This is a genomic window from Streptomyces sp. (assembly GCF_031181555.1).
Classification (GTDB): Bacteria; Actinomycetota; Actinomycetes; order Streptomycetales; family Streptomycetaceae; genus Streptomyces; species Streptomyces fimbriatus.
The window spans coordinates 1-25,522 of the sequence record NZ_JAPSKQ010000094.1; the positions used below are offsets into that span (position 1 = coordinate 1).

Genomic DNA, 25,522 nt, shown 5'->3' on the forward strand with positions numbered 1-25,522 from the left:
GGGGCCGGGCCGGCCCCCGCCCCGCGGCGTGTGCCGGTCTCAGCTCCAGTTCTGCGGGGTGAAGAGGGTGTCCCGCGTGCTGCCCTGCACGATGATGCGGTCCCACGCTCCCCCGCCCTTCTCCATGGACACCCAGTCCTGGACGAAGGAGGCGCGGGGCGCGTCCGGGTCCGTGCGCGCGTCCAGTCCCATCAGCAGGTACATCACGTCGAGTGACGCCATGTGGATCAGGAAGTGCGCCCGGTCCATGCGGCCGAACATCTCCTCGTAGAGGTAGACGGTGGCCAGGCCCTCCATGTTGAGGTTCATGTTCTCCGCGACGGTACGGGCGAAGACCCTCGCCTCGGCGCGGAAGCGGTAGTCGAAGTCCACCGTGCGGCGCATCACCACGCCGGCGGTGGCCGTGTTCAGGGTGCGGTCGGGCGCCATGGCCGTCTGCTCCCGCGCCGGCCGCACCTCGAACCGGGGCAGCCCGCGGACCGGGTCGGTGACCACGGGGCTGACGGACTCGTCCTGGGCCATGGCCTCCGTCGCGGTACCGAAGATCCCCCACCGGTGAGGGATGAGCAGCGTGTCCCGGACGCTGCCGGGCTCGAACATCTCGTCCCAGACGCCGGTGGCGCTCTCCTGGCCGCCGAACAGGCCCGAGGCGTCCCCACCCGCCGCCAGCGCCCCGTACTGCTCCAGGGACGGCAGGTGGACCAGCCAGTGCAGCCGGTCCCGGACGCCGAAGGCCTCCTCGTAGGCGAGGACCGTGGCCTCCCCGGCACAGCGCTCGTTGCAGGATTCGACGATCTTCCGGGTGGCCTCGCGGGCGCGGACGCCGTATCCGGGGGCGATCTGCGCACTGCGCGCCACGATCAGCCCCGCGTTGCCCGAGTGCAGCAGGCGGTCGGCAGGTTGCGCGGTCTGGTGGGCGGCGGGACGGAAGGCGGGGGCGGAGTTGGCGGTGGTCTGTGTCATGGGGTCTTCCTCCTGTTCGCGGTCCTGGTCACGGCCCTGTTCGCGGCTCTGTTCGCGGTCCTGGTCACGGATCTGCTCGCGGTCCTGGTCACATCGCGCTTCCCGGTCGTTTCGGAGCCGTGCCCGGTTCCTCCTCGGGCCCGCCGAGGATCCGGGCGGCCCCCGACATCAGCAGGTCGGCGATGGCGTCCGGGTGGCGCCGGCGCCAGTCGGCCAGCGCCGTACCGCGGACGAGGTTGTTGAACGCGCCCATGGCCGGTCCGCAGTGGATCTGGAAGTTGGCCCGCTGGGAGGTGTCGCCGGCCAGTGCCAGACGGTTGGTGTGCGCGAAGTACCACTTGAAGACGAGCGCCATCCGGTGGTGGGGATCGTTCTCCGCCTTCTCCACGACGTGCGGGCGGCCCGTCCCGATGTAGTGGGCACGGGTCAGTTCCCACACCTCGTCGACGCTGCGCCGGAAGTACGAGCGTTCGATGGACCGCAGGGTCCGCTCGTCGATCTCCGCCAGGGAGGCGTGGCGCCGGTAGAGCTCGTACAGCTTGCCCGCCCGGGCCGCGAACAGGGTCCCCTTGCGGACCACCTGGACGCGAGCGCCCAGCTCGAACATGTCGCCGGAGGGGGCGTACGCGGTGTCCTGGACGTCGAGCCCGGCGAGCATCTCCTTGACCGCGTCGGACGTTCCCGCTTCGGGCGTGCACTGGTTGACCGAGCCGGTGAGGACGAAGTCGGCGCCGAGGGTGAAGGCCGCGGCGACCGCCTCCGGTGTGCCGAGCCCGCCCGAGGCGCCCACGGGCGGCGGGGCGGGGTAGCCGTGCCGGGCGGAGATCCGGTCCCTCAGCCGCACCAGGGACGGCACCAGGGTGAGGGCCACCCCGCCGTCGGTGTGCCCGCCGGAGTCGGCCTCCACGCAGATCTCTCCGGCGACCGGGTGCCGCCGGGCGATCCCGGCCTCCTCGGCGGTGAGGTCGCCGTCGTGGACCATCCGCTCCAGCAGGGCCGCGGGCGGCGGGGAGAGAAAGGCGGTGGCGACCTCCGGCCGGGACACCTTGGCCATGACGTGGCGCAGTCCGCTCGCGCGTCCGTCCGCCGTGCGGCGGGCGCCGCTGAAGCGGAAGCGCACCAGGGGTGCGGTGACACCGAGGTGGGCGGCGGCCTCCACGTGCCGCACGCCCCGGTTCAGGAACAGCTCGACGGTCTCCCGCTCGCGCCGCGGGTCGTCCAGGTCGTGCAGGAGGTTCATCCCGAACCGGCCGTGCGCGCCGAGCCGTTCCTGGATCCGGCCGATCGCCTTCTCGATCTCACCGAGGTCGAGACCCCCGGTGCCGAAGAAGCCCATCAGCCCGGCCTCGCCGAGCCGGACGACCAGGTCCACCGACGAGATCCCCCGGTACATGGATCCGGCCAGATAGGCGAGCCGGAGCCCGTACGCCCGCCGGAACGCGGCGGAACCGAGTTCCGCCGCGCCGGTCCCGACGGGCACCCGGGAGACGATCACCGGGGGTGGCGCGTCGTCCCGGTTCGGTGCGCCCGGACTCTCCGCCACGTTCCGGCCGTCCGTGGCGGCGGCTCTCCCGGCGGCGGTGCGCCCTTCGGTGACAGCCGCGCCCCGCACGGTGGCGGACGGTTCGCGCCCGGCGCCCGGTGCCGTCCCCGGCTGTCCGGCCGGGGACGGCGTGCGGGGCGCGGGTTCCCGTACGGCCTCGCGCCACAGGCCGGTCAGCACGCGTCCGGGGCCGAGTTCCGCGACCTCGTCGACGCCCTCGTGGACCAGGAGGCTCATCGACTGCCACCACAGCACCGGGGCCGCGACCTGACGGGCCAGCAGCTCCGGCAGGTCTCCGGGACGGTACGGGCGTCCGGTCACGTTGGAGACCACGGGGACCCGGGGGTCGGCGAACCGGAAGCCGTGCAGGTGGTCCGCGAACTCCCGGGCCGCGTCCGCCATGTGACGGGAGTGGAAGGCCGCGCTCACCTTCAGGGGGACGCAGCGGGCCCCCAGCGAGCGGGTCAGCAGGCCCGTCGCGGCACGCACCGCGCCGGGGGTGCCGGAGAGCACGACCTGGCGGGCGGAGTTGTGATTGGCGATCTCCGCGTCCGCCGCTTCGCCGCCCGCCGCCGCCAGCTCCTCGGCGACCCGCTCCGCCGGCACTCCGAGGACGGCGGCCATCAGACCGCCGTCGGCACGTCCCATCAGCTCGCCCCGGCGCCGTACCAGTCGCACCCCGGTGGCGAAGTCGAAGCAGCCCGCCGCCCAGAGGGCGGTGAACTCGCCCAGGCTGTGTCCCGCGTACCAGTCGGGCTCCGGTTCGCTCCGCCGGCGGGCCAGCAGGCTCAGCGCCTCGACGACGAACAGGGCCGGCTGGGCGTACCGGGTCCGGCCGAGCCGTCCCTCGGGGTCGTGCAGGCACAGTTCGCGGACCGAGTAGCCCAGCACGTCGTCGGCGGCGGCGCACTCCGCCGGGAAGAGGTCGAACAGCTCCCCGCCCATGCCGACGCGCTGGGCCCCCTGTCCCGGGAACAGCCAGGCGCGCATCAGGCCGGCAGCTGGTAGGGCACCAGCAGGGTGTCGTGCAGGCCGCCGTCGGAGAACGTCCGGGCCCAGGTGCCGCCGCCGCGGTGCTGGGGGATGAACGGGCGCTCGAACAGGGCCCGGTACTCCTCGTCGTGGTCGGCCAGGGTCTGCAGCGCGTGGTAGTCCTCGAACGACCGGAAGTGGACGAGCCAGTGCAGCCGGTCCATCACGCCGAAGGTCTCCTCGTACAGGTAGGCCGTGGCGCGTCCGGCGAACACCTTGTTGACGTGGTTCTGCCAGGCGAAGGCGAAGTAGCGGGCCTCCTTGCGGAATTCGTGCCGTGCCTCGCCGACCCGGTGCACCACCAGCTGCGCGGTGGCGGAGTTGAGCTGCTCGTCGCGCGGCTGGGCGCACTGCACCCAGGCCGGGTCCACCCAGCAGTCGCCGTGGTCGGCCTCCTCCTCGCTCTCGTGGTGGGCGCCGTGCTGCGGGACGAGGATGTCCTCGCGCATGGTGCCGTCGACCACCATGCGGCCCCAGGCGCCCATGCCGTCGTCGTCCTTGACCCGGTCCGACTCCAGCAGGTCGATCATGCCCTTGTCGTGGTCGACCATCTCCAGGCTGATCGCGTAGTCGTTGGGGTTGTTCCAGTGGATCAGCCAGTGCAGCTTGTGCCGGGTGCCGGCCAGCTCCTCGTAGCAGAAGAACGAGGCGCCGTTGAGGTCGGACTGGTTCATGTAGCCGATGACGTCGGAGAAGAACTTCCGCCCCTCGGCCACGTAGCGGTTCTTCAGCTGACAGCTGCGGGCGATGATGAAGCCCGCGTTGCCCGAGTGCAGCACCTTGTCGGCGGAGACGGGCGTCTGGTGGAGGGCCGGGCGGATCGCGCGGGCGGGGCTGTCGGTCACGGTGTGCACTCCTTTGCGAGAGGTGGTTGCTGACGGGGGCTCACTGGGACGGGGCCCGGTCGCGGGGCGGGGTGTCCTTCAGGAGCAGGGAGACGGCGAACGCGACGACGGCGCAGGGCACACAGGCCAGGAAGACGTCGTCGAGGGCGCGGCTGAAGGCCGTGACGACCTCCGAGCGGAGGGGTTCGGCCAGCCCGCGGACGGCTTCCACGGACTGGGAGTCCACCCGTGCGGCCGCCGTCCCGCTGCCCAGGTGGTGTTCCAGCCGGGCGGCGAAGACCGCGCCGAGCACGGCCGTGCCGATCGCGGCACCCATCCGCTGGAAGAAGTTGGCGGTGCCCATCGCGGCACCCATGTCGCGGGGCTCCACACTGTTCTGCACGGCGGTCAGCACCGGCTGGGTGGTCAGGCCGACGCCGACGCCGAAGACGAGGGCGAGCAGCGCGGTCCAGAGGTACGGGGTGTCCGGGCGCAGCCGGGCGAGCAGCGCCGTGGCGGCCACCAGCAGGACGGAGCCCGCGACGGGATACGCCTTGTAGCGTCCGCGGCTGGAGATGAGCCGTCCGGCCACGGTCGTGCCCGCGACGATGCCGAGCATGGCGGGGAGCATCGCCAGGCCGGCCCGGGTGGCGGAGAAACCGCTGACCACCTGGAGGTGGACGGGCAGGAAGACGATGCCGCCGAACATGGCCGCGCCCGCCAGGAAGCCGAAGACCCCGGCGACGCGGAACACCCGGTTGGCGAAGAGCCGCAGCGGGATGACCGGATCGGCGGCCCGGCGCTCGGCGAGGACGAACAGCGCCCCGGCGGCCGCTCCGGCCGCCAGCAGGCCGAGCCCGGCCGGCGAGCCCCAGCCGTGGTCGTCGGCCGCCCGGTCCAGGTAGAGCAGTACGGCGGTGACGCCCGCGGTGATCAACGCGGCGCCGGCGAGGTCGATGCGCTGCGGCCCGCGCACCGTGGTGACGCGCAGCAGCCTGGCCACGACCAGCAGGGAACACAGACCGATGGGCAGGTTGATCCAGAAGATCCAGCGCCAGCCCGGTCCGTTGGCCAGCCATCCGCCGAGGACGGGGCCGCCGATGCTGGCCAGTCCGAAGACGGCCCCGAACCAGCCCTGGTACCGGCCGCGTTCGGCCGGGGGGACCACGTCGCCGATCACGGTCATGGCCAGGGCGAACAGGCCACCGCCGCCGAGGCCCTGCACGGCGCGGAACACGACCAGCTGCGTGATGTCCTGGGCCACCGCGCACAGCAGCGAACCGGCCAGGAAGACACCGATCGCCGCCAGGTACACCGGGCGCCGGCCGTACATGTCGGACAGCTTGCCCCACAGCGGTGTCACCACCATGGAGGTCAGCAGGTAGCCCGTGACGACCCAGGACAGCCGGGACAGACCGCCCAGGTCGCTGACGATCCGTGGCAGCGCGGTACTGACCACGGTCTGGTCCAGGGCGGAGAGCATCATGCCCGTCATCACGCCGCCGACCACCAGCCGGGCCCGGCGTGCGGGCATCCCCGCCGCCTCCGCGGGTGCGGGGACGGTGCTCGTCGGGGTGCCTTCAGGCCGTGCGCTCATCACTCACCTCGTGTCGCCTCGTTCGTACGGTGCTGCGGGGGTCGTCGCGGACCGCCGGGTCAGCCCGTGCCCGCCGGGGAGAAGTCCAGGTCGAGCAGGGACGCCACCACGGGGGTCCGGCCCGGTGCGTCCAGCCAGAGCCGGCGCCGCCGGAAGGCGGGCAGCGGCAGCGGCTCCCGCGGTGGCGGCCCTCCGGCCCGCCAGGCCGGGTCCGGCCTGCTGACGATCACGTGGGCGTTGGTGCCGCCGAGCCCGAACGAGCTCACGCCGGCGACCCTGGCCCCGTCGGGTGCCCAGGTGGTCAGCCGGGTGACGGGGTAGAACGGCGAACGGGCGAAGTCGAAGCGGGGATTGGGCGTCTCGCAGAACAGGGTCGGCGGAATCTGCCCGTGCCGTACCGCGAGGACCGCTTTGAGCAGCCCGGCGATGCCCGCGGCGCACAGCAGGTGCCCCAGGTTGGACTTCACGCTCCCGATCGCGCACCAGCCCTCGCGCCGGCTGCGCTCGCGGAACACGTCGGTCAGGGCCCGCAGTTCCATCGGGTCGCCGATCAGCGTGCCGGTGCCGTGCGCCTCCAGCAGGCCGATCTCCTCCGGGTGGCGCCCGGAGGCGGCGAGCGCCCGGCGCAACAGCTCGGCCTGGGCGTCGGGGTTGGGGGTGGTGACGCCCATGGTGTTGCCGTCGTTGTTGACCTCCGCGGCGTCGATCACCCCGTGGATCCGGTCACCGTCGGCGAGGGCCGCCCGCAGCGGTTTGAGCAGGACCGCCCCGCAGCCCTCCCCGGGGACGAAGCCGTCGGCGCGTTCGTCGAAGGTGCGGCACCGGCCGGAGGGCGAGATGGCGCGGGCGGCGCTGAACTCCAGGTAGGGACGCTCGTCGAGCAGTACCTCCACGCCGCCGGCGACCGCGATCTCGGCGTCTCCCGCGGCGAGCGCGCGGCAGGCGAGCTGGACGGCGACGAGCGAGGAGGAACAGGCGCTGTCCACCACCATGGACGGTCCGCGGAAGTTGTAACGGTGGGCCACCTGGGCGGCGATGAAGTTGGGGTCCGACTGCAGGCCGTCGGGGCGTATCCCGGCCCGCTCCCCGTACGGGGTGGTGCGGCCGCCGACGTAGACCCCGACCCGCCGGCCCCAGACCTCGCCGTCGGTGTAACCGGCTTCGGCGAGGCAGCAGGCGGTCGCCTCGAGGAAGAGGCGGATGGCCGGGTCGAGGGCGGTCGCCTCGTCGTCGGTCATCCCGAACCAGTCCGGGTCGAAGTCCTCGATGCCGTCGAGGAAACCGCCCCACTTGCTGAGCGACCTGCCGGGCTGCGGTGTCGGCGCATACAGCGTGTGGTGGTCCCACCGGCTCGGCGGCACCTCGGTCACCCGGCAGCGCCCCGCCACCAGGTCCGCCCAGAAGGCGTCGACGTCGGGCGCGCCGGGGAAGCGGCAGGCCAGGCCGATCACGGCGATCCTGCCGTCGGGGACGGTGGCCGGGAGAGGGTCCGGGGCCCCACCGGGGGCGGCGGCCGTGTCCGCGCCCGGGGAGGCGGGGGCAGGGGCGGACGGCGCATCGGACGCGGCCGGGACGGCCGCCGGCACCGGGTCGGCAGCGGCGGGGACGAGGGCCTGCCCGGGCCCCGTGTCGTGTCCGGGTCCCCGTACGGTGACGGGTTCGGGATCCGCCGCGCTCCCGGGCCCGGGCGTGGGGTCGGGCTCTCGCAGGGTCGCGAGGTGGCGGGTGAGCGCGGTCACGGTGCTGTGGCGCAGCAGGGTGGAGGGTTCGAGCGGCCGGCCCACCCGCTCCTCGATCTGCTGCAGCAGGTCGCCCAGCAGGACCGACTCCACACCGAGTTCGGCGAAATCGGCCGTCGGGTCGAGCTCCCCCACCGGGATACCGAGGTTCTCGGCGAAGAGCTCCATCAGCCAGGGCGCCGGCGGCAGGTCGCGGCCGGTGCCGGGGGGTACGGGCGTGCCCGTGCCCGGGGAGGCGGGTGCGGGCACCGGGTCGGTGTCCCGGACCGGCACGGGCTGCGGTTCCGGCGCCGGCTCCGGACTCGCCGTGCGCGCGCTGCCCGGCTCGTGCGGCCGGACGGCGAGCAGTGCCGTGCGATCGACGTCCACGCCGGGCAGCGGCGGACAGGGCAGGACCGTGCCGCCGTCCGGCAGGGCGAGCACGCGTTCCAGGACGCGCAGGGCCGCCTCGTCGTCGAGCGCGGCCAGGCCCACGGGCTCGCAGACGTTGGGCCCTCCGGCGCCCTGTCCGCTCTGCGCCCACATGGGCCAGTCGATGCTGCGGAACTCCGTCCGGCCGCGGCGCACCCGGTCCTCGGTGAAGAAGTCCGCGTAGGCGTTGGCGGCGGCGTAGTCGGACACGCCCGCGGCGAGCCGGGGCACCGCCGCGCACACCGAGGAGAAGGTGACGAAGTACGCGGGCCGGTCCGTCGCGCAGGCGTCCGCGAGCACGGCCAGCGCGTCCGCCTTCGGCCGCCACACCCGGCGGGCCAGTACCGCCCCCCGGTGGGCGAAGGCGGGATCGCCCTCCGCCACCCGGCCCGCGCAGTGCACGACCCCGGCGACCGGACCCCACTCCCGGCGGACGCCGTCCAGGAAGGCGCCGACCCCGGCGGCATCGGTCAGCTCACCCGCGTGCAGGCGCAGCTGTGCCCCCATGGCCTCCAGCCGCCGGACCGTGGCGACGGCTTCGGCGGCCCGCGGCGACAGGTCGGGCCGCGACCACTGCTCGCGCGGCGGCAGCGAACGGGCGCCGAGCAGGACCAGCCGCCGCGCGCCGCACGCGACGAGGTGGCGCGCCACCCGGGCGCCGATTCCGCGCGTGGCGCCGGTCAGGACCTGGACGGCGTGCCCGGGTATCCGCAGCGGCCGGTGCTCGGCGACCACCGGCACCGGGGACGGCACCAGACGGGCGCCCGCGCGGTGGCAGACCTCGCCGTAGCGGTCGTACGCCGCCACCTCCTCCAGCAGTTGCCGGGCCAGCGCCGGTGCGTCGGCCGCACCGAGGTCGGTGTCCACCGTGGTGGCCCGGACCCGCCGGTATTCGGCACCGAGCATCCGCACGTACCCCGCGAGCCTGGCACCGGCGAGCCGCGGCGGCACTCCTCCGACACCGCGCAGACCGCGGGTGACGTGGAGCACGCGCAGTCCGTGCCCCGCCCGGTAGGACACCAGTCGGCGCAGCGCCGCGAGCCGGGCGGTCCAGTCGCCGTCCGTGTCCTCCCCGCCGTCGGCCGCGTCGGCCGTGTGGTCGCACAGGTCGATCCAGCCGGCCAGGTCGGGGTGGCGGGCGAGCAGTTCGCCGACGGCCGTGACCGCGCCCGCCTCGCCGGTGTACGCGGGGACGCCGTCCCCGCGGTCCGCTCCCCGGCGCAGGAGCACGATCCGCTCCGGACCCGCCGCCCGCACCAGCTCCCGGGCGACCGCTTCGGTGGAGTCCGTGAACAGGCACAGCAGCGGCCCGTCGACCACCGCCGGGTCCGGCTCGGCCGCGCTCTCGGCCCAGGTACGGCGCAACAGCGGAATCTCGGGGGTCCGGCCGGGGTGGTCGTGCGCCGGAGCGTGCTCGGGTCCGGACCCGGCCGCTCCGTACTCCGCCCGGTCGTGGGGCACGGCTCCCGCGCCCGCCGCCGGGGGCACCGGTGCGCCGGCGGATGCGGAGTACGGCTCGGGCGCGTTCGGCGAGGGCGCGGCCGGGCCGGCCGCGGAACCCGGTTCCGCCCAGCAGCGCATCCTGGCGAACGGGTGGCCCGGCAGGGGGACGATCCGCGGCGCGGGCCCGGTGGCCGGGCGGAGCCGTGCCCAGTCCACGGGGCCGCCGGCGACCCAGTGCGCGCCGAGTGCGCGCAGTTCGTGCTCCTCCCCCGCGGAACCCTCCGCGAAGTCCTCCGCGGGCAGGACGGGGCCGGTCGACGCGCCGGGGCCGGGCGTGCGCCCGCGCAGGACGCACGAGTCGTCGCCGGAGGCTTGGCGGCCGAGCACCTCGGCGGCCCCGGCCGTGTCCCGGGCGACGAACGCCAGCCGCTCGCGCAGGGGTTCGCGCCCGGTGCTCAGCGTGAAGGCGAGGTCGTCGAGGGCGGGTTCGGCCGCGCTGCCCGCAACGGTGCGCAGATGCTCCGCCAGCTCCCCGGCGTACTCCCGCAGGCGCCGCTCGTCCTGGGCGGACAGGACCAGCAGCCGGGGCCGGCCGTCCGGCACGGCCGGGGCCGGACGCGGCCGCGCGGATTCGTGGGACTCGAGGACCAGGTGGGCGATGGTGCCGCCCGCGCCGAAGGAGCTGATGCCGGCCCGCAGCGGCGCGCCCGGCGCGGCGCGCCACTCGTCGGCGGACCGCTGGACCCGGAACGGCACCGCGTCCCAGTCGATGCCGGGGTTGAGTTCCTCGGCGTGCAGGGAGGGCGCCAGCCGGCGGTGGCGCATCTGGAGCAGGACCTTGGTGAGCGCCGCGATGCCCGCCCCGGCCTCGACGTGGCCGATGCTCGACTTCACCGAGCCGACCGGGATGCTCCCGGGCGGCAGCCCCGCGGCGCCGAACACCCTGGTCAGGCCCTCGATCTCGATGGGGTCACCGAGTTCGGTACCGGCTCCGTGCGCCTCGATGTAGCCGATGTCGGCGGGGGCGAGGCCCGCGTCACGCAGCGCCTCGGCGACCACTTCGGCCTGGGCGGCGGGGTTGGGGACGATCCAGCCGTTGGTGCGGCCCATGTGGAGCACCGCGCTGCCGCGGACCACCGCGTGGATCCGGTCGCCGTCCGCGAGGGCCCGGTCCAGCGGCTTGAGCACGAGCACTCCGACGCCCTCCGCGGGCACGAAACCGTCGCCGCCCCGACCGAAGCTGCGGCAGCGGCGGCCGGACGCGGTCAGCCGCATCCTGCGCTGCTGGAGGAACTTGTTCGGGTGGAGCGAGAGGTTGACCGCGCCCGCGACGGCCATCTCGCACTCGCCGCGCCTCAGCGCCTGCACCGCGAGATGGACGGCGACCAGGCCGGACGAACACATGGTGTCGACGGTCATGCTGGGGCCGCGCAGGTCGAAGTGGAACGACACCCGGTTGGCGATGCCGCCGATGGCGCAGCCGGTGTCCCGGGGGACGCCGCACAGCGTGCTCTCCACCCCGAAGTACGTGTACTCGTTGTACATGCTGCCCGCGTACACCGAGACCCGTGAGCCGTGCTGCTCACGGAGCCGGGTCCGTGGATACCCGGCGTCCTCCAGCGCTCTCCAGGTGGTCTCCAGGAAGAGGCGCTCCTGGGGATCCATCAGGGCGGCGTCGCGCGGCGTGATCTGGAACAGCAGGGGGTCGAAGAGGTCGACGCCGTCGAGGAATCCGCCCCACATGTCGTCGACCGGCCAGCCGGGGCGGTGGCGTTCGGGGGGCAGCCGGTCGACGCAGTCGCGTCCGGCCACCAGGTTGTCCCAGAACCGTTCGAGATCCGGCGCCTTCGGATAGCGCCCGGCGATCCCCACGATGGCCACGGCCTGCTCACCGGAACCGGCGGGGACGGCGACGCCGCTCCGTCCAGGGGCCCGTTCCGCGTGGGTCCGTTCCGCACGGGACTCGTGCGCGGGGGCCCGCCCGGCCCGCTCCTCCGCCCGGTGGCGCCACGGCCCGTCGCGGTCCAGCAGTGCGCCCGCCACTCCGGCGAGGTCGCGGTGCTCGAAGAAGAGCGTGGGCGACACCGTCCCGAGGTCATCGGCCAGCCGGGCGGTGAGCCGGGCGACGAGCGCGGAGCTGAGCCCGTAGTGGTCCAGCGGCACGTGCGCGTGCAGCCGCTCGACGGGGATCTCCGACACCTCGGCGTAGCACGCCTTGAGGTACTCCTCCACCGCCGTGCGGAGCGCTTCGCGGCCGGCCCGCGGCGCCGGCGTCGTGGCGGCACGGTCCGCGCGGGCCTCCCCGAACGGGTGCCCGGGCAGCGGTGTCCTGGTCGCTCCCTCGCGCCGGAAGTCCTCCCACCGCACGGTGTGCCCGGCGAGCCACGCCTGTGCCGCCTCGTGCTCGTCGCGCGGCGGCACGGCGAGGGGGCCCGGTTCGGTGCCGGGCTCGACGACCGACGCGGACACCGCGGGGTGGGGCCGCCCGGCGGCCGCCGCGGCCAGCGCCCCCAGCAACTCCTCCGTTCCGGCGCAGCGGATCGCGAGCCGGTGCGCCAGGGAGGCCCGGCCGGTCTGGAGGGTGAACGCCACCGACGCCAGGGAGGGCGCAGTGCCGTGTTCCGCGGCCTCGGTGAGGTGGTCGTACAGCGCCCCCGCGTACCGCCGCAGCCGGTCGGCGTCCGCCGCGGACAGGATCACCGTGTGCTCCGCCGTGCCGTGCCGGTCCAGACCGTGGCCCTGCATGTCCCCCTCGCTCCCTCGGTTCCCGGGTCCCACACGTGTCTTCCCCAACCTGCTGCCGAGGCGGGGGCGTTGTCTGCTCAACAGTGCGCATTCGAGTCCGCCAGCGCCGCCTCCCAGAGCTTGTCCAGCGTGCTGCTCGGCCCGGCCTGCCGCAGCGTGCGCACCCCGTGCCCGATGAGGAAACGCATGGTGTCGGCCCAGCGGACGGGGCTGCGCAACTGCGCGCCGAGGTGCTCGGCGAGCCCCTCGGCGGTGGTCCGGGGGCGGGCGTCGGCGTTGGTGACGACCGGGACGCGTGGCGGCCGGAAGTCGACCGTGCGCAGGTGGTCGGTGAACAGGGCCGCGGCGTGGGCCATGTAGCGGGAGTGGGCGGCGATGCTGACGTTGAGCAGCACACACTTGTGCGCCCCACCGGCGCGCAGCGGGTCACGAAGCGCCCGCAGGGAGTCCCGGGGCCCGGACAGCACCACCTGGGCGCGGGAGTTGAGGTTGGCGACGTCCACGTCGGTGGCCCCCTCGGCGGCCAGGACGGCGGTGATGCGCTCCAGCGGCAGTCCGACGACCGCCAGCATCCCGCCGCCACGGGCCTGTGCCATGAGCTCCCCGCGGCGCACCACCATGCGCAGTCCGGTCTCGAAGTCGAAGCAGCCGGCCGCGTACAGCGCGCTCAGCTCGCCCAGGCTGTGCCCGGCGAGCCAGCGGGGCTCCTCGCCCGACTCGCGCAGCGCGGCCAGGTGAAGCGCGTTGATGACGAACATGCCCGGCTGGACGTACCGCGTGTCGGACTGCAGGGCCTCGTCGTCCCCCCGGCACAGGTCGCGGACGGGGACGTCCAGGACGGCGTCCGCGCGGGCCACGAGGTCCGGGTAGCGGTCGAGCAGTTGCCGCCCCATGCCCTGCCGCTGGGCGCCCTGCCCGGGAAAGACCCACGCCACCGTCATGTCCGCTCCCCCTTTCCGGCGGTCGCCGCGGTGCCGGCACGCTCCCAGGGCAGCCGCCCGGTCGTCACGAAGTCCGTCAGGCGTTCACGGGCGACCGGACCGGTCAGCAGCCGGTCGAACTCACGGGCGGCGAGCCGGTCGGTCTCCTCGGTGACCGGCCACAGCTCGGCGGCGTACCGCTTGGCCGCGTCGAGGGTGCGCGGGTCGATGCGCCCGAGCCGCACGAGCAGTTGCGCCAGCCACGGTTCCGGGGTGTCGCCGACCTCGTCGACGAGCCCGCGGGTGCACGCCTCCGCCGCGGTCAGGGGGCGGGTCGTCAGGGCCATGGTGGTCGCCCTGCCGGGTCCGATCCTGCGTGCCAGGTAAGGCAGGACGGCGCAGGGCAGCAGACCCCACAGCGCCTCCGGCAGCCCGAAGGAGCTGCGCGGGGTGGCGTGGACGAGGTCGGCGGCGGCCACCAGGCCGACCCCGCCGCCCGACACCTGTCCGTCGACCTCCGCCACGACCGCCCGCGGCACCAGGGTGAGCCGTCTGAGCAGCGCACCGAACTCCTCCGGCGCCGTGTCGTCGTCCAGGCCGCCGCGCAGGTCCATCCCGGTGCAGAACACACCCGGCCGCCCGGCGAGGACGACCGCCCGGCAGTCCTGGTCCGCCTCCGCCGCGTCCAGGGCGCCGCGGATTTCGGCGACCGTCCGGGCGTCCAGCGCGGGCGCGCCGAGGGTCACCCTCAGCACACCACGCGACGGCTCCACGCGGATACGGCGGTACTCCACGGCCTCCTCCTCGTCTGCGGCTGCCGACGTCGTCGCCACCGATCCAACCGGGGCGGCGCGGCCGGGTCTGCTCACCTTTGAGCAGGCGGCCGGGCCGGGTGCGGGGCATGCTGCGCACGTTCGCGCGTGACCCGAGCGACGAGGAGCCGCCGTGACGCACCTGCCGGTCATCGATGCCGACGAGACCCACGTCTGGGTGGACGTCCCGCACGCGCCGGCCGCCGGGGCGCGGCGCACGGCCGGGCAGGAGTCGCTGTCGGACGAGGAGCGGGCACGGCTGCGCCGCCTGGTGCGCGCCGAGGACCGGCTGGCGTTCACGGCCGCGCACGCGCTGGTCCGGTCGGCGCTGAGCCACTGTGTGCCGGACGTGCCCGCCACGGCGTGGGAATTCCGGCGGACGCCTCGCGGGAAACCCGAGATCGCCGCCCCCCGCGTCCGGCCGCCGCTGCGGTTCAGCCTCTCGCACACCCGCGGCCTGGTCGCCTGCGCGGTGACCGCGGGGGCGCCGTGCGGGGTGGACGTGGAGGCGGCGGACCGGGCGACGGACCCGATGCGGCTGGCCCGGGTGGTGTGCACACCGCGCGAGCTGAGCTGGCTCGCGGGACTGGAGCGCGCGGCCCGCCCGGCCGCCTTCTGCCGGCTGTGGACGCTGAAGGAGGCGTACGTCAAGGCGCGCGGCCGCGGCCTGTCGCTGCCGCTGTCGCAGTGCGGTTTCGCGGTGGCCGACCGGGTCGGTGGCACCACCGGGATCCGGGCGGAGTTCGCACCGGAGCTGGGCGAGCGGCCACAGGAGTGGTGGCTGGCACAGTGGGCTCCCACGCCGACGCACTCGCTTGCCGTGGCCGTGCACGCCGGGGCGCGGGTGGCGGCGCACCGGGCCGTGCTGCACGGTGTTCCGGTGGCGCGCGCCGGACAGGCCGTCCCGCCGGGCGGATCCGGGCGGTGACGTCAGCCGGTCCTCGGGGCGGTCCCGGCCGCCGCCTCCAGTTCGGCCCGCAGGGCCGCCATGACGTCGGCCCGGGCGCCCTTGAGGTAGAAGTGGTCGCCCTCGAACACCCGGCGCGTGAAGGGGCCCCGGGTGACCTCACGCCAGCCGTCGATCTCCTCGGGGGTCACGCGGGGGTCCCGGTCACCGGTGAGGGCGGCCACCGGGATCTCCAGCGGCGGCCCGGGCAGCGGCAGGTACGTCTCGTTCAGGGTGAAGTCGGCCCGCATCGCCGGGACGAACAGCCGCAGCAGGTCAGGCTGTCGCAGCACCTCGTCCGGGATGCCGCCCAACCGGGCCACCTCGGTGACGAAGGCGTCGTCGTCGAGGTGGCGCAGTTCGGGCTCCTGCCGTGCCGCGTGCGGGGGCCGCCGCCCCGAGACGACCAGGCACACCGGGGGCGCCGCGGGGCCGTGCGACAGCCGCCGGGCGAGCTCGTAGGCGAGCACCGCGCCCAGGCTGTGCCCGAACAGGGCGTACGGGCGGTCCAGGTGGGGCACGACCCCGTCGACGAGCGCCGGCAGCAGGTCGCTCACCCGTGTGTACGGATGTTCCCTGAGCCGGGACTCGCGGCCCGGCAGCACGACGGGGCACACGTCGACGCCGGGGAGTGCCGACGCCCACGGCCGGAAGAAGCCCCCTCCCCCGCCGGCGTGGGCGAAGCACAGCAGGCGCACAGGGGCGTCGGCCCTGCGCCCGGGCCCGCCCGCGATCCACGATCCGGCCGTCACCGCACCGTCCCTCCTTCTGCGTCGGTCTTCTCGCGCGGCGCACCGGGCGCCCCGGGCTCACGCAGCACGACATGGGCGTAACTGCCCGTCGCCCCCACCGCGTTGACGAGGGCGCGCAGCGGTTCCCCCGGGCGCTCCGGTGTCCAGGGTTCCGGCCGGTCCGCGAGCCGCACCGGCAGCCCCTCCCAGGAGAACAGCCCTTCGCCGTCCCCCGCCGGAGTCGCGACGATGCGGCGGTGCTCGAACTGCAGCAGCACCTTGGCCAGCTGTGACATGCCCGCGGCCGACTCCAGATGGCCCACCGCGGGCTTCACCGTGCCCACCGGCAGTACGGTGCCCCGTTCGGCCCGGGACGCGAACACCCGGGTCAGCGCCTCGATCTCCGCGGCGTCCGCGACACCCGCTCCCGCGGCGGCGCACTCCACGTACCCGATGGCCTCCGGCGGCACCCCCGCCCGGTCCAGCAGGTGGCGCAGGGAGTCGGCGAGGGCCTGCGGACGCGGCGCGCCGTACCGCGCGGCACGCCCCGCGTGTCCGCTCAGGGTGGCCTCGACGACCGCGCGTACGCAGTCGTGGTCACGTTCGGCGTCCTCGAGGCGGCGCAGCAGTACGGCGCCCACGCCCTCGCCCGGGGACCAGCCGGACGACCCGGCGTCGAACGCCCCGGCCGCGGGGTGGGCCGCGACGACGCCGAGGTCCGTCAGCACGTCGAGGTGGTAGGGGTGGGCGATGGCGTTGACCCCGGCCGCTATCGCCGCGTCGCACTCGCCGCGGCGCAGCGCCTCCACCGCGAGGTGCAGCGCCGTCAGGGACGAGGAGCAGGAGGTGTCCACGGCGACGCTCGGGCCGCGGAAGTCGAAGAAGTGGGAGACCCGGTTCGGTATGTCCGAGCCGAGCGCGGCCACGGTCGCCTGCCCGCCCGCGCGGTGCGCGTCGGCGCCGGCCTGCCGGTGGTCGTGCCACATCACCCCCGTGAACACGCCGATCCGGCGGGCGGCGCGGCGCAGGCTCTCCGGCGTGTGCCCGGCGTTCTCCAGGCATTCCCACACCGCTCGCAGCACCATGCGGACCTGCGGGTCGAGGGTGCGTGCCTCGGCCGGTGCGATGTGGAAGAGCTCCGGTTCGAAGCCGTCCTCGACGCCGAGGTAACCGCCCTCGGGGCGGGGGCGCCCGTTCCCGCCGCCCAGCGTGCGGACCCGGTCCGCGGGCACGGCGCCCACGGCCGACCGGCCCGAGTCGAGCAGCCGCCAGAACTCCCGCAGCCCGTCCGCCCCGGGGAGCCGTACGGCCGCGCCGGTGACGGCCACGGCGACGGCCGTCGGCGTCCTCGCGGATCCGGTCGCCGCGGCCCGCCCGGCCGGTTCTGCCGTCGTCGGTCCGTGCGGCTGCGCGTTCCGGAAAGCCGGTTCGGGCGTTCCGGGCGCCGCGGGCGCGGGCGGTTCGGGGGGCAGGGGGCCGCCCAGGAAGGACAGGAGGAAGCGGTGTCCGTCGTCCAGGCCGAGGGGACCGGCGATCCGTTCCACGGAGCGAGCACCGACCGGGCACAGGCCGAGCCCCGTCTCCGTCTGGGAGGTCGTCAGCAACTGCGCCATGCAGCCCGCCTCGACGGCGAGGTAACGCGCGCTGTCGTCGCCGTACAGCGGGGCGATCCCCCGGAGCTGGCCGATCAGGTAGAGCTCGAACGCGGCGGCGTCGAACAGCGGCCGGTTGTAGAAGACATGACCGCCGCGGTCGGGCCCGGGCCCCTCCGCCAGGAGCTCCAGGGCGTGTTCCTCGGGCCGGTAGTGGTAGAGCCCCGCCTCCAGCCCGGCGACGCGTCCCGGCCGGACGTGGAGGTACACCTGGACGGCGTAGGTGTCCCCGGCGGACGGGTAGAGACGGCGTTCGCGGTCGCCCACGCGCACCGGCCGCAGCAGCGCCAGCAACCGGGTCAGCTGCTCACGGCCGACCGCGCTCTGGCCGAACTCACGGCACGCGGCCCGCCGTTCGTACCGCACCTGCTCGTACTCCACCGGCTCCAGCGGGAGGAGACGATCGGGGTCGGCGGGTCCGCGCCGGGCCCAGCCGGCCGCCTTGAAGGCGGCGCGGTCGAGCGCGGAGAAGAAGTCGACCGGCCCGGGCCCGTCCGCCGCCCTGGACCCGGTTCCCTCCGGAGGAGTACCACGGTGCTCGTGCTCGGCCTGCGCGGGAGCAGAGCGGGGACCTTCGCCGGGCGGTGAACCGGCTCGCCCGGCCCCGGAGTTGCGGCTCTCATCCCGGGCGGGTGGTTCCGCCGCGCCGAGGAGCCGGGCCAGGTGGGCTGCGATCGCGTCCGCGCTGGGGTCCTCGAGGAGCGCCGACACCGGCACCCGGTGCCCGTACCGCTCGTGCAGCACGGTGGAGACCTGGGCGAGGGTGAACGAGGTGGCTCCCTGGTCCCAGAGGTCGGCCGCGGGGTCGACGGACGGAACACCGAGCCGCTCCGCGAACAGCGCGGCGATCTCCTCACGCAGCTCCGCCCGCCCCGGTGCCGTCGCCTCCACGGCCTCGGCGTCCGCGGTCCTGACGCCCGTCCCGCGGGCCGCCGGCTCGAGCCTCACGCCGGTCTCCGTCCCGGCCGCCGCGCCGGACCCGTCCCGGGCCGGCGCCGCGGCCTCTTCCCCGGTCGTCTCCCGGGCCGGCACCGCGGCCCTCTGGCCGCCCCGCTCACCGGCCGTCAGCGTGGCGCCCTCCTCGGCCCTCACGCCAACCGTGTCCGCGTCCGGCACCCCGGCTGTCATCTCCCCCCGCGCTTCTCCTCGTCGCCCCGCGTCCGTCTCCCCGGTCGGGCGGGCGACGCCGTCCGCCCCCGCCCCGGCGCCCGCGCGCGCAGCGCCCTCCGGGTCCGCCGCGGGCCCCGCCCGCCGCTGCGCGCGGGCGGGACGGCCGCCCGCCTCCGGCAGCGGCCACGGCAGTGCCTCGCGGTCGAGCTTGCCGTTCGGCGTGGCCGGGAACGTGTCCACGCGGGCGATCACGTTCGGCACCATGTACTCGGGCAGCGCCGCGGCGGCGAACTTCCGCAGCTCCGCGGTCGCCGGCAGTTCGTCACCCGACGGCTGCACGTACGCCACCAGCCTGCGGTCCCCCGAGGGATCGGTCCGGGCCAGCACCACCGCGTCCCGGACGGCCCCGTGCTGCCGCAACCGGTGCTCGATCTCGCCCGGTTCGACGCGGAAGCCGCGGATCTTCACCTGGTGGTCCGCCCGTCCGCGGAAATGGATGAGGCCCGTGTCGTCCCACAGCGCGCGGTCGCCCGTGCGGTACATACGGGCGCCCGGCACGAGGCCGAAGGGGTCGGGGACGAACCGCTCCGCGGTCAGCGCCGGACGCGCCCGGTAGCCGTCGGCGAGACAGTCGCCGCCGATGTAGAGGTCGCCCTCGACACCGGGGGGACACGGCTGGAGCCGCTCGTCCAGGACGTAGTAGCGCGCGTTGTCGCCGGGACGGCCGTAGGGGATGCCGCGCCAGGCGGGGTCCACCTCGTCGACGGTGAACGCGTTGGACCACACCGTCGCCTCGGTCGCGCCGCCCAGGCTGACGATCTTCGCCCGCCGGAAGACGGCGCGCACCGCGTCGGGCAGCGGCAGGGGCGTGTAGTCGCCGCTGAGGAAGACCAGCCGCAGGTCGTCGGTGCCGGGACGGCCCGCGTACCGCGGCAGCAGCGGCAGCAGCTGGTTGAGGGTGGTGGGCGCCGAGTTCCAGAAGGTGATCGGCTCCCGTACGAGCACGTCGAGCAGGAGTTCCGGGTCCCGCTGCTGCTCCTCGTCGGCGATGTAGAGTCCGGCGCCCCGGCCCAGGAGGCCCAGGATGTCGAAGACCGACAGGTCGAATCCGAGCGAGGTGACGCACAGCCCGGTGTCGTCCGGTCCGAAGCCGTGCAGCCGGTGGCACCAGTGGAGGAGGTTGTGGACGGGCCGGTGGCTGACGGTGACGCCCTTGGGTTCGCCGGTGCTGCCCGAGGTGAAGATGACGTACGCCGTGTTGTCCGGCCCGGTGGTGTGCGGCGGGTCGAGACGCCGTTCCGGGCCGTCGGGCAGCCGTGTCCGGTCGGTCGGCAGACAACTCACGTCCTCGACGGCGGCGAGGGGCGGTGCGCCGTCGGCGGTGAGCAGCAGGGTGGCGTCCGCGGTGCGCAGCATGGCGGCGACCCGCTGCCCGGGCAGGCGCGTGTCGACGGGCAGGTAGGCGCCGCCCGCCTTGAGGACGCCGAGGACCGCGGCGACCATGGCGGGTCCGCGGGGTGTGCGGACGGCCACCACGGACTCGGGCCCGACGCCGTGGTCGCGCAGCGTCCAGGCGATCCGGTTCGCCCAGGCGTTGAGCGCGCCGTACGACAGGGTCCCGCCGCGCCACCGCAGCGCGATGTGCCCGGGGCGGTCCCTGGCCTGCTCCTCGAAGTAGATGTGCGCCGGCCCCTCCGCGGGGAAGGGACGCGCCGTGTCGTTCCACGCCTGGAGCGCCCGCAGCCGGTGCCCGGGGTCGCCGGGAGGATCGGCGGCGAGCTCCCGGCACAGCGCGCGGAACGCGTCGAACGCCCGCTGGAGCGCTCCGTCGGGGAAATCACCGGGCACGGCGTCCCAGCCGACGGTCAGGGTGTCGCCGTCGTCGAGGGAGACGCAGTCCAGCGACACGTCGGGGGTGCAGGTGCTCCAGGGGCCCGCGGTGACGCCCGGCGGCAGCGGCAGGTCGGACAGGTCGAAGACGGACGTGTACACGATGGGGTACGAGAAGCCGGTGCCGCGGGCGGCGCGGCGGCGCTGCTCGGTGAGGGCCGGGACCCCGTCGGCCTCGGCGTCCTCGGCGAGCAGACGCTGGTAGACGGCGGCCCGCTGCCACACGGTCCGCCCGTCCGGCTCGCGGGGCAGCCAGCTGAGCGCCGTGTACTCGCCGGGCCGGGACTGCTCGGCCCGGGAGGGCCAGCGCACCACCGTGAAGGCGAACGGTTCGGTCGCGCCGGTCCCCTCCGCGCCGGCCAGGGCCTCGGCGAACGCGGCCGCGAGCAGCGCGTCGGGGGTCACGCCCGCCGCGGCGGCGCGCTTCTTCACCCGTCCCCAGTCGGGCAGCCGCGTCTCCAGCCGGATCCGGCGGGGCGGCCTGCGCTCTCCCTCCCGGCGCGCCGGGCCGCCGGACGTCAGCGGGCTCGCGGCCGGCAGCGCGTCCAGGCGTCGCCGCCAGTGCTCCCGGTGCTCCTGCGGCGTGCCGGAGCACCCGGGACCGGCTGCCGCGACAGGACGCGGGACGGCCGCCGGGTCGGCGTACAGCCGCCACAGTTCGCGGCCCAGCAGGTGGATGCTGCGGGCGTCCGCCACGACGAGGTCCACGGTCAGGTGCACAGCGGCACTCCCGTCGGCCCGCCGCACGACCCGGAGGTCGGCGTGCGGTCCGTGGCCGAGCGGGAACGGCGGCCGGCCGAGGCCGGCCCGGACGGCCCCGTCGCCCGCGCCCTCCGTCCCCGCCACGGCGTCGGCGTCGGCGTCGTCGTCGTCGGCGGCGGCGGCGGCGTCCCACGGAGCCACCTCGGCGTCCTCGCCGTCGGCGTCGTGGACGGGGACGCGCCAGTGGGCGGGCGGCTCGGGGTCGATGCGCAGGGTGCCGTCCGGCAGGGCGGTGGTGCGCAGGACGTCGTACGCCGCCATCAGGCGCAGCCAGGCGCCCGTGAGCCGGCCGAGGTCGAGGTCGCGCACCACGAAGGACTGGTGGACGTGGCAGCCCTCGGGCTCGCCGGTGCCGCTCCTGGCGACGTAGTACGACTGCTGCAAGGCGTTGGGCCGGACCGTGCGTGCCTCCCCGGGCCGCTGGGCGGCGAGCAGGTGCAGGGCGTTGACGTACGTGCTGAACAGCCGCTCCGCCCGTGCCCCGGGCAGCGCGGTCTCGGTGACGTCCCAGCGCAGTTCGAGCCTGCCGCCGCGCAGACGCAGCTGGTGGTCGAGGTGGACGCCGCTGGTCTCGCTGACGGCGTATCCGGGAGCCGCGGCGAATCCTGCGTCGGCCTCCTCGAGGTCCAGCATGCTGGTGAACACGACCGGCAGCGTCGGCGCGGCGCGCAGGGCCCTGAGCGCTTCCACCCCGCCGACGGCGGTGTGCCCGAGGTCGGTCCACAGCAGCCGGTGGACCTCGCCGGCGGCCTCGTCCACCGGTCCGCCGCCCAGTGCCTCCTCCGGCACGGGGAAGACGAGGTTGGACGTGAAGGGGCCGATGAGGCCGTCGGCGGCGGCAGGCAGCCCGGTTCGCTCGCTGACGGTGAGGACGAGGGAGAACGGACGCCGGGAGCCGCGGCCCAGAACCCGGGCGAAGACGGTGAGCAGCAGCGAGGTCGGTGACACCCCGGCCCACGCGGCGCGCCGGCGCAGTGACCGCCACTCGTGTGCGTCGAGTTCGGCGGTGAGCGGGAGGCGGCGCCCGGGGCCGGCGGGAGTGTCGAACAGGTCCGGGCCGTCCGGGAGCCGGTCGAGCCGCCGTCTCCAGTGCTCCAGCGCCGCCCGGTGGGCCGGGGTGCCGCGGCGGGCGAGCAGCGCGGTGACGCAGTCGCGTACGGAGGGTCGGCCGGCGTCCGGCTCGACGGCGCGTCCCGGTTGGCCGGTGTAGTGGCGCCACCAGTCGGCGAGCAGCAGCTCCAGGCCGCGCCCGTCGGTGAGCAGCGCGTCGACGTCCAGGTGGACGACGGACGTGCCGCCCGGCACCCAGCTGACCTCCACCGCGTACAGCGGTCCGGTGCCCGGCGCCTGGCTGCGGTGCGCCATTGCGTCCCGGATCCGCCTCACCTGGCGGTCCCGGCCCTCCTCGGTGGTTTCGTGGACGCGGAAGGGCAGTTCGGCCGCCTCGGGCGTCGTGGGGCGGACGGACTGCCGGCCGCCCGTGATCGTGGCGCGCAGCATGTCGTGGTCCCGGACCGTCTCCCGCAGCGCGGCCCGCAGCCGCTCCGGGTCGAGCCCGTCCACCTCGAACTCGCGGTACAGGTGGCAGCCGACGGAGTCGGCGGTGAACTCCGGGGCCCCGCCCACCAAGTACGCCTCCTGCAGGGCGGTCAGCCCGAACGGTTCGTGGCGGCGGCCGGGGTCCGGGCGCACCACGACGGAACCGTCGGGGCGTACGGTCACCGTTTCCTCCCGGGCGGGCACGCGTGGGCCGTCGGAGGAATCCGGTGCGACAGCTGTGCCCTCGGCTGCCGGTGAGGTGGCGGAACCGGGTGTCCGCGGGGCGGGGGGAGCGGCCGCTCCGGCCGCCGGGTGAGCATCCTGCTCGGCGCGGGCCACGGCCGCCGCTATCCGGTCGGCCAGGGCCGGTACGCCACCCGGCTCGGAGAGCCACCCCAGCGGCGCCTCGACCCCGAGTTCCTCCTGGATCTCCACCACCATCCGGGCCGCCGACATGGAGTCCACGCCGGCGGCGACGAGCGAGCGGGTGTCCTCCTCCGCCGCCTCGGCGGGGAGCAGCCGCCGCAGCAGGGCGGTCACCTCGGCCACCAGCGAGGCGTGACGGGCGGACCGGTCGCCGGGAGCACCGCCCCCCTCTCCCTCCCCTGTCCGTGCTGTGTCCTTCCCGGTCCCGCCCGTGTGCGTGCCGCCCCCGCCGGCTCCGGCTTCGTCCCCGTGCGCAACGGTCTCTCCGGTGACCTCGGCGTCCATGCCCGTGCCCTTCCGCTCCCTCGTCCGCTGTCGCGCTCTCGCGCGTGCCTGTTCGTGCGGCTCCGTCGCCCCGTGCTTCCCGTCCGCCCGTCGAGGCCCCCGCCGACCGCGGCCCGTCCGCCCGTCGCGTGCCTCTCGTCCGCCCGGCACGGACCGACGGCCGTGGGGAGCCGTTCCGTCAGTGGCCCATGGCGAGTCCGCCGTCGACGGGGACGACCGCCCCGGTCACATAGGCCGCCCGGGGCCCCGCCAGGAAGGTCACGACATCGGCCACCTCCTCGGGGGCCGCCGTGCGTCCCAGCGGGATCTGCCGCAGCAGCTCGGCGCGGCGGGCGTCGGTGAGCCGTGCGGTCATGTCGGAACGGACGTAGCCCGGCGTCACGACGTTGCACGTGATGCCTCGCGACCCCAGCTCCCGGGCGAGGGAGCGGGCCATCCCGATCAGACCGGCCTTCGCCGCGGCGTAGTTGGCCTGGCCCGCGGCCCCCGCGTACGCGCTCACCGAGGAGATGAAGATCATCCGTCCCCGCCGCATCCGCACCATGGGCCCGACCGCCCTGCGGGCAGCCCGGTAGGCGCCGGTGAGGTTGGTGTCGAGGACCTGGGTGAACGTCTTCTCGTCCATCCTCATGAGCAGGGTGTCGTCCGTGACGCCCGCGTTGGCCACCAGCACCTCGACCGGCCCGTGCAGGGCCTCCGCCTCGGTGAAGGCCCGGTCGACGGACGCCTCGTCGGTGACGTCGCAGCGCACCCCCGCCACGCCGTCGGGCACCCCGCTGCCGCGGTGCGTGGCGGCCACCCGGTCGCCCGCCGCGGCGAACGCGCGGGCGATGGCGGCGCCGATGCCGCGGCTGCCGCCCGTGACCAGTACCGACCTGCTCACCGGCTCACCACTCCCAGGCGACCAACTCGGGGTAGGGCGCGGAGAAGTGGTCGAGTTCGCCGCGCGAGACCCGGGTGGAGAACCCCGCGGCCCGTGCGATCTGACGGGTGAAGGCCGTGCGGAAGCGCTCGTCCGCGGGCAGCCCGACGGCGTCGGCGGATTCCAGCATGAGTTCGACGAAACGGTCGCGCTGCTCGTCGCTGATGCCGAGCCCCTGGTGGGCGCGGTAGATCGACTCGAAGCCGCCCAGTTCCTCGCTGTAGCGGCGCGGACCGCCCAGCATCTCGGCCAGAAAGGCGGTGAGGTGGTCCACGTGGTGGGAGCTGCCGTACCGGAAGAGCTTGCCGAGCAACTCGTCGCCGAGCACGGCCTCGTGGAAGTGCTCGGCCATCTTGCGCAGCGTGGCCTCACCGCCGACGTGCTCGAACATGGTCGCCACAACGGCCCTCCTCGCTCTGTTTCGGGACGTGTTCACGCTAGGTGGCGCGGGCGGAGGCTTCTGCTCAAGAGTGCGCAGTCGCCCCGCACCGGACGACTCCGCCGGGAGGACCCCGGTTGACCGTGCCGCGGGGGTGGGTTTTCATGAGGGCCATGTCTGGTGGATCACGGAACGCGACGGATCCGGTCCTCGTCTTCGCCACGCAGGAGGCGTGGGAGAAGTGGCTGGAGGACAATCACGCAGCCGTCCCGGGAGTCTGGCTGAGGATCCCGAAGAAGGACTCCGGACTGGACGGCGTCGACTACGCGGAGGCGCTGGAGTCCGCCCTCTGCTACGGCTGGATCGACGGGCAGAAGAAGAAGCTGGACGAGCGGCACTGGCTGCAGCGCTTCACCCCGCGGCGGCCGGGCAGCAAGTGGTCCGAGGTGAACCGCCAGAAGGCCACCGAACTCATCGAGCGGGGCCGGATGCGGGCGGCCGGTCTGCGCGAGGTGGAGAAGGCCAAGGCGGACGGCCGCTGGGAGGCGGCGTACGCCAGTCAGAGCAAGGCGACCGTACCCGACGACCTCCAGGCGGCCCTGGACGCGTCCCCGAGGGCACGTGACTTCTTCTCCACGCTCGACAGCCGCAACCGGTACGCGATCCTCTACCGGATCCAGGACGCCAAGAAGCCCGAGACCCGGGCAGCCCGCATCGAGAAGTACGTCACCATGCTCGCCGAGAACAAGAAGATCTATCCCTGACCGGTCCGGTACCGGGAGCGACCGGCGCCGGCGGCCGGCAGTCGCGGCACGGCCCGGCTGTTCCCCGGCCGACGGCCCGGGCACCCG

13 protein-coding genes are annotated in these 25,522 nt (G+C 75.1%); 2 read left to right on the plus strand and 11 right to left on the minus strand.

Annotated elements, in window-relative coordinates:
* Nucleotides 1–39: 39 nt before the first annotated feature.
* The 7 genes from RIM90_RS19345 to RIM90_RS19375 form a co-directional block, all read right to left on the minus strand.
* Entirely contained in the window at nucleotides 40–963 is a 924-nt protein-coding gene (locus tag RIM90_RS19345; RefSeq protein WP_309061981.1) for a DUF6039 family protein, read from the minus strand.
* A gap of 88 nt (nucleotides 964–1,051) precedes the next feature.
* Nucleotides 1,052–3,496 (minus strand): ACP S-malonyltransferase, encoded by a 2,445-nt coding sequence (gene fabD / locus RIM90_RS19350; protein ID WP_309061982.1) that lies wholly within the window; start codon nucleotides 3,494–3,496, stop codon nucleotides 1,052–1,054.
* A complete protein-coding gene (locus RIM90_RS19355) occupies nucleotides 3,496–4,383 on the minus strand; it encodes a DUF6039 family protein (RefSeq protein WP_309061983.1) in 888 nt (295 codons plus the stop codon). Before RIM90_RS19355 ends, fabD (RIM90_RS19350) begins: the two co-directional genes overlap by 1 nt.
* Before the next feature lie 40 nt (nucleotides 4,384–4,423).
* Complete coding sequence (locus RIM90_RS19360; protein ID WP_309061984.1) at nucleotides 4,424–5,959, minus strand: MDR family MFS transporter; 1,536 nt, start codon at nucleotides 5,957–5,959, stop codon at nucleotides 4,424–4,426.
* Between the two features lie 59 nt (nucleotides 5,960–6,018).
* The gene (locus tag RIM90_RS19365) at nucleotides 6,019–12,297 is read right to left on the minus strand and encodes a beta-ketoacyl synthase N-terminal-like domain-containing protein (RefSeq protein WP_309061985.1); all 6,279 of its coding nucleotides are present in this window, start codon (nucleotides 12,295–12,297) and stop codon (nucleotides 6,019–6,021) included.
* 77 nt (nucleotides 12,298–12,374) lie between these two features.
* Complete coding sequence (fabD, locus tag RIM90_RS19370) at nucleotides 12,375–13,238, minus strand: ACP S-malonyltransferase (protein WP_309061986.1); 864 nt, start codon at nucleotides 13,236–13,238, stop codon at nucleotides 12,375–12,377.
* Nucleotides 13,235–14,011 carry an enoyl-CoA hydratase-related protein gene (locus RIM90_RS19375; protein WP_309061987.1) on the minus strand — a complete coding sequence of 259 codons (777 nt, stop codon included), beginning with the start codon at nucleotides 14,009–14,011 and terminating at the stop codon, nucleotides 13,235–13,237. The genes fabD (RIM90_RS19370) and RIM90_RS19375 overlap by 4 nt, the downstream gene beginning before the upstream one ends.
* A 151-nt stretch (nucleotides 14,012–14,162) precedes the next feature.
* Here RIM90_RS19375 and RIM90_RS19380 point away from each other — a divergent pair, with 151 nt between their 5' ends.
* Entirely contained in the window at nucleotides 14,163–14,957 is a 795-nt protein-coding gene (locus RIM90_RS19380; RefSeq protein WP_309061988.1) for a 4'-phosphopantetheinyl transferase superfamily protein, read from the plus strand.
* Between the two features lie 2 nt (nucleotides 14,958–14,959).
* Here RIM90_RS19380 and RIM90_RS19385 read toward each other — a convergent pair whose 3' ends face one another.
* From RIM90_RS19385 to RIM90_RS19400, 4 genes are all read right to left on the minus strand, one after another.
* Nucleotides 14,960–15,727 carry an alpha/beta fold hydrolase gene (locus RIM90_RS19385; RefSeq protein ID WP_309061989.1) on the minus strand — a complete coding sequence of 256 codons (768 nt, stop codon included), beginning with the start codon at nucleotides 15,725–15,727 and terminating at the stop codon, nucleotides 14,960–14,962.
* Entirely contained in the window at nucleotides 15,724–23,208 is a 7,485-nt protein-coding gene (locus RIM90_RS19390) for a non-ribosomal peptide synthetase (RefSeq protein ID WP_309061990.1), read from the minus strand. Before RIM90_RS19390 ends, RIM90_RS19385 begins: the two co-directional genes overlap by 4 nt.
* Before the next feature lie 340 nt (nucleotides 23,209–23,548).
* Nucleotides 23,549–24,253, minus strand: a complete 705-nt coding sequence (gene fabG / locus RIM90_RS19395) for a 3-oxoacyl-ACP reductase FabG (RefSeq protein ID WP_309061991.1) — start codon at nucleotides 24,251–24,253, stop codon at nucleotides 23,549–23,551.
* Between the two features lie 4 nt (nucleotides 24,254–24,257).
* Nucleotides 24,258–24,683, minus strand: coding sequence for a group II truncated hemoglobin (locus tag RIM90_RS19400; protein WP_309061993.1), 426 nt, complete (start codon nucleotides 24,681–24,683; stop codon nucleotides 24,258–24,260).
* A 152-nt stretch (nucleotides 24,684–24,835) separates the two neighbouring features.
* Between RIM90_RS19400 and RIM90_RS19405 the strand changes: the two genes are divergently transcribed.
* On the plus strand, nucleotides 24,836–25,435 hold the full coding sequence (locus tag RIM90_RS19405; protein ID WP_309061992.1) for a YdeI/OmpD-associated family protein: 600 nt from the start codon (nucleotides 24,836–24,838) through the stop codon (nucleotides 25,433–25,435).
* Nucleotides 25,436–25,522: the final 87 nt, after the last annotated feature.

Bases quoted from the DNA above. Each gene is read 5' to 3' on its own strand.
- RIM90_RS19345 (WP_309061981.1), bottom strand. From the start codon at position 963: ATGACACAGACCACCGCCAACTCCGCCCCCGCCTTCCGTCCCGCCGCC.
- fabD (WP_309061982.1), bottom strand. From the start codon at position 3,496: ATGCGCGCCTGGCTGTTCCCGGGACAGGGGGCCCAGCGCGTCGGCATG.
- RIM90_RS19360 (WP_309061984.1), bottom strand. From the start codon at position 5,959: ATGAGCGCACGGCCTGAAGGCACCCCGACGAGCACCGTCCCCGCACCC.
- RIM90_RS19365 (WP_309061985.1), bottom strand. From the start codon at position 12,297: ATGCAGGGCCACGGTCTGGACCGGCACGGCACGGCGGAGCACACGGTG.
- fabD (WP_309061986.1), bottom strand. From the start codon at position 13,238: ATGACGGTGGCGTGGGTCTTTCCCGGGCAGGGCGCCCAGCGGCAGGGC.
- RIM90_RS19400 (WP_309061993.1), bottom strand. From the start codon at position 24,683: ATGTTCGAGCACGTCGGCGGTGAGGCCACGCTGCGCAAGATGGCCGAG.
- RIM90_RS19405 (WP_309061992.1), top strand. From the start codon at position 24,836: ATGAGGGCCATGTCTGGTGGATCACGGAACGCGACGGATCCGGTCCTC.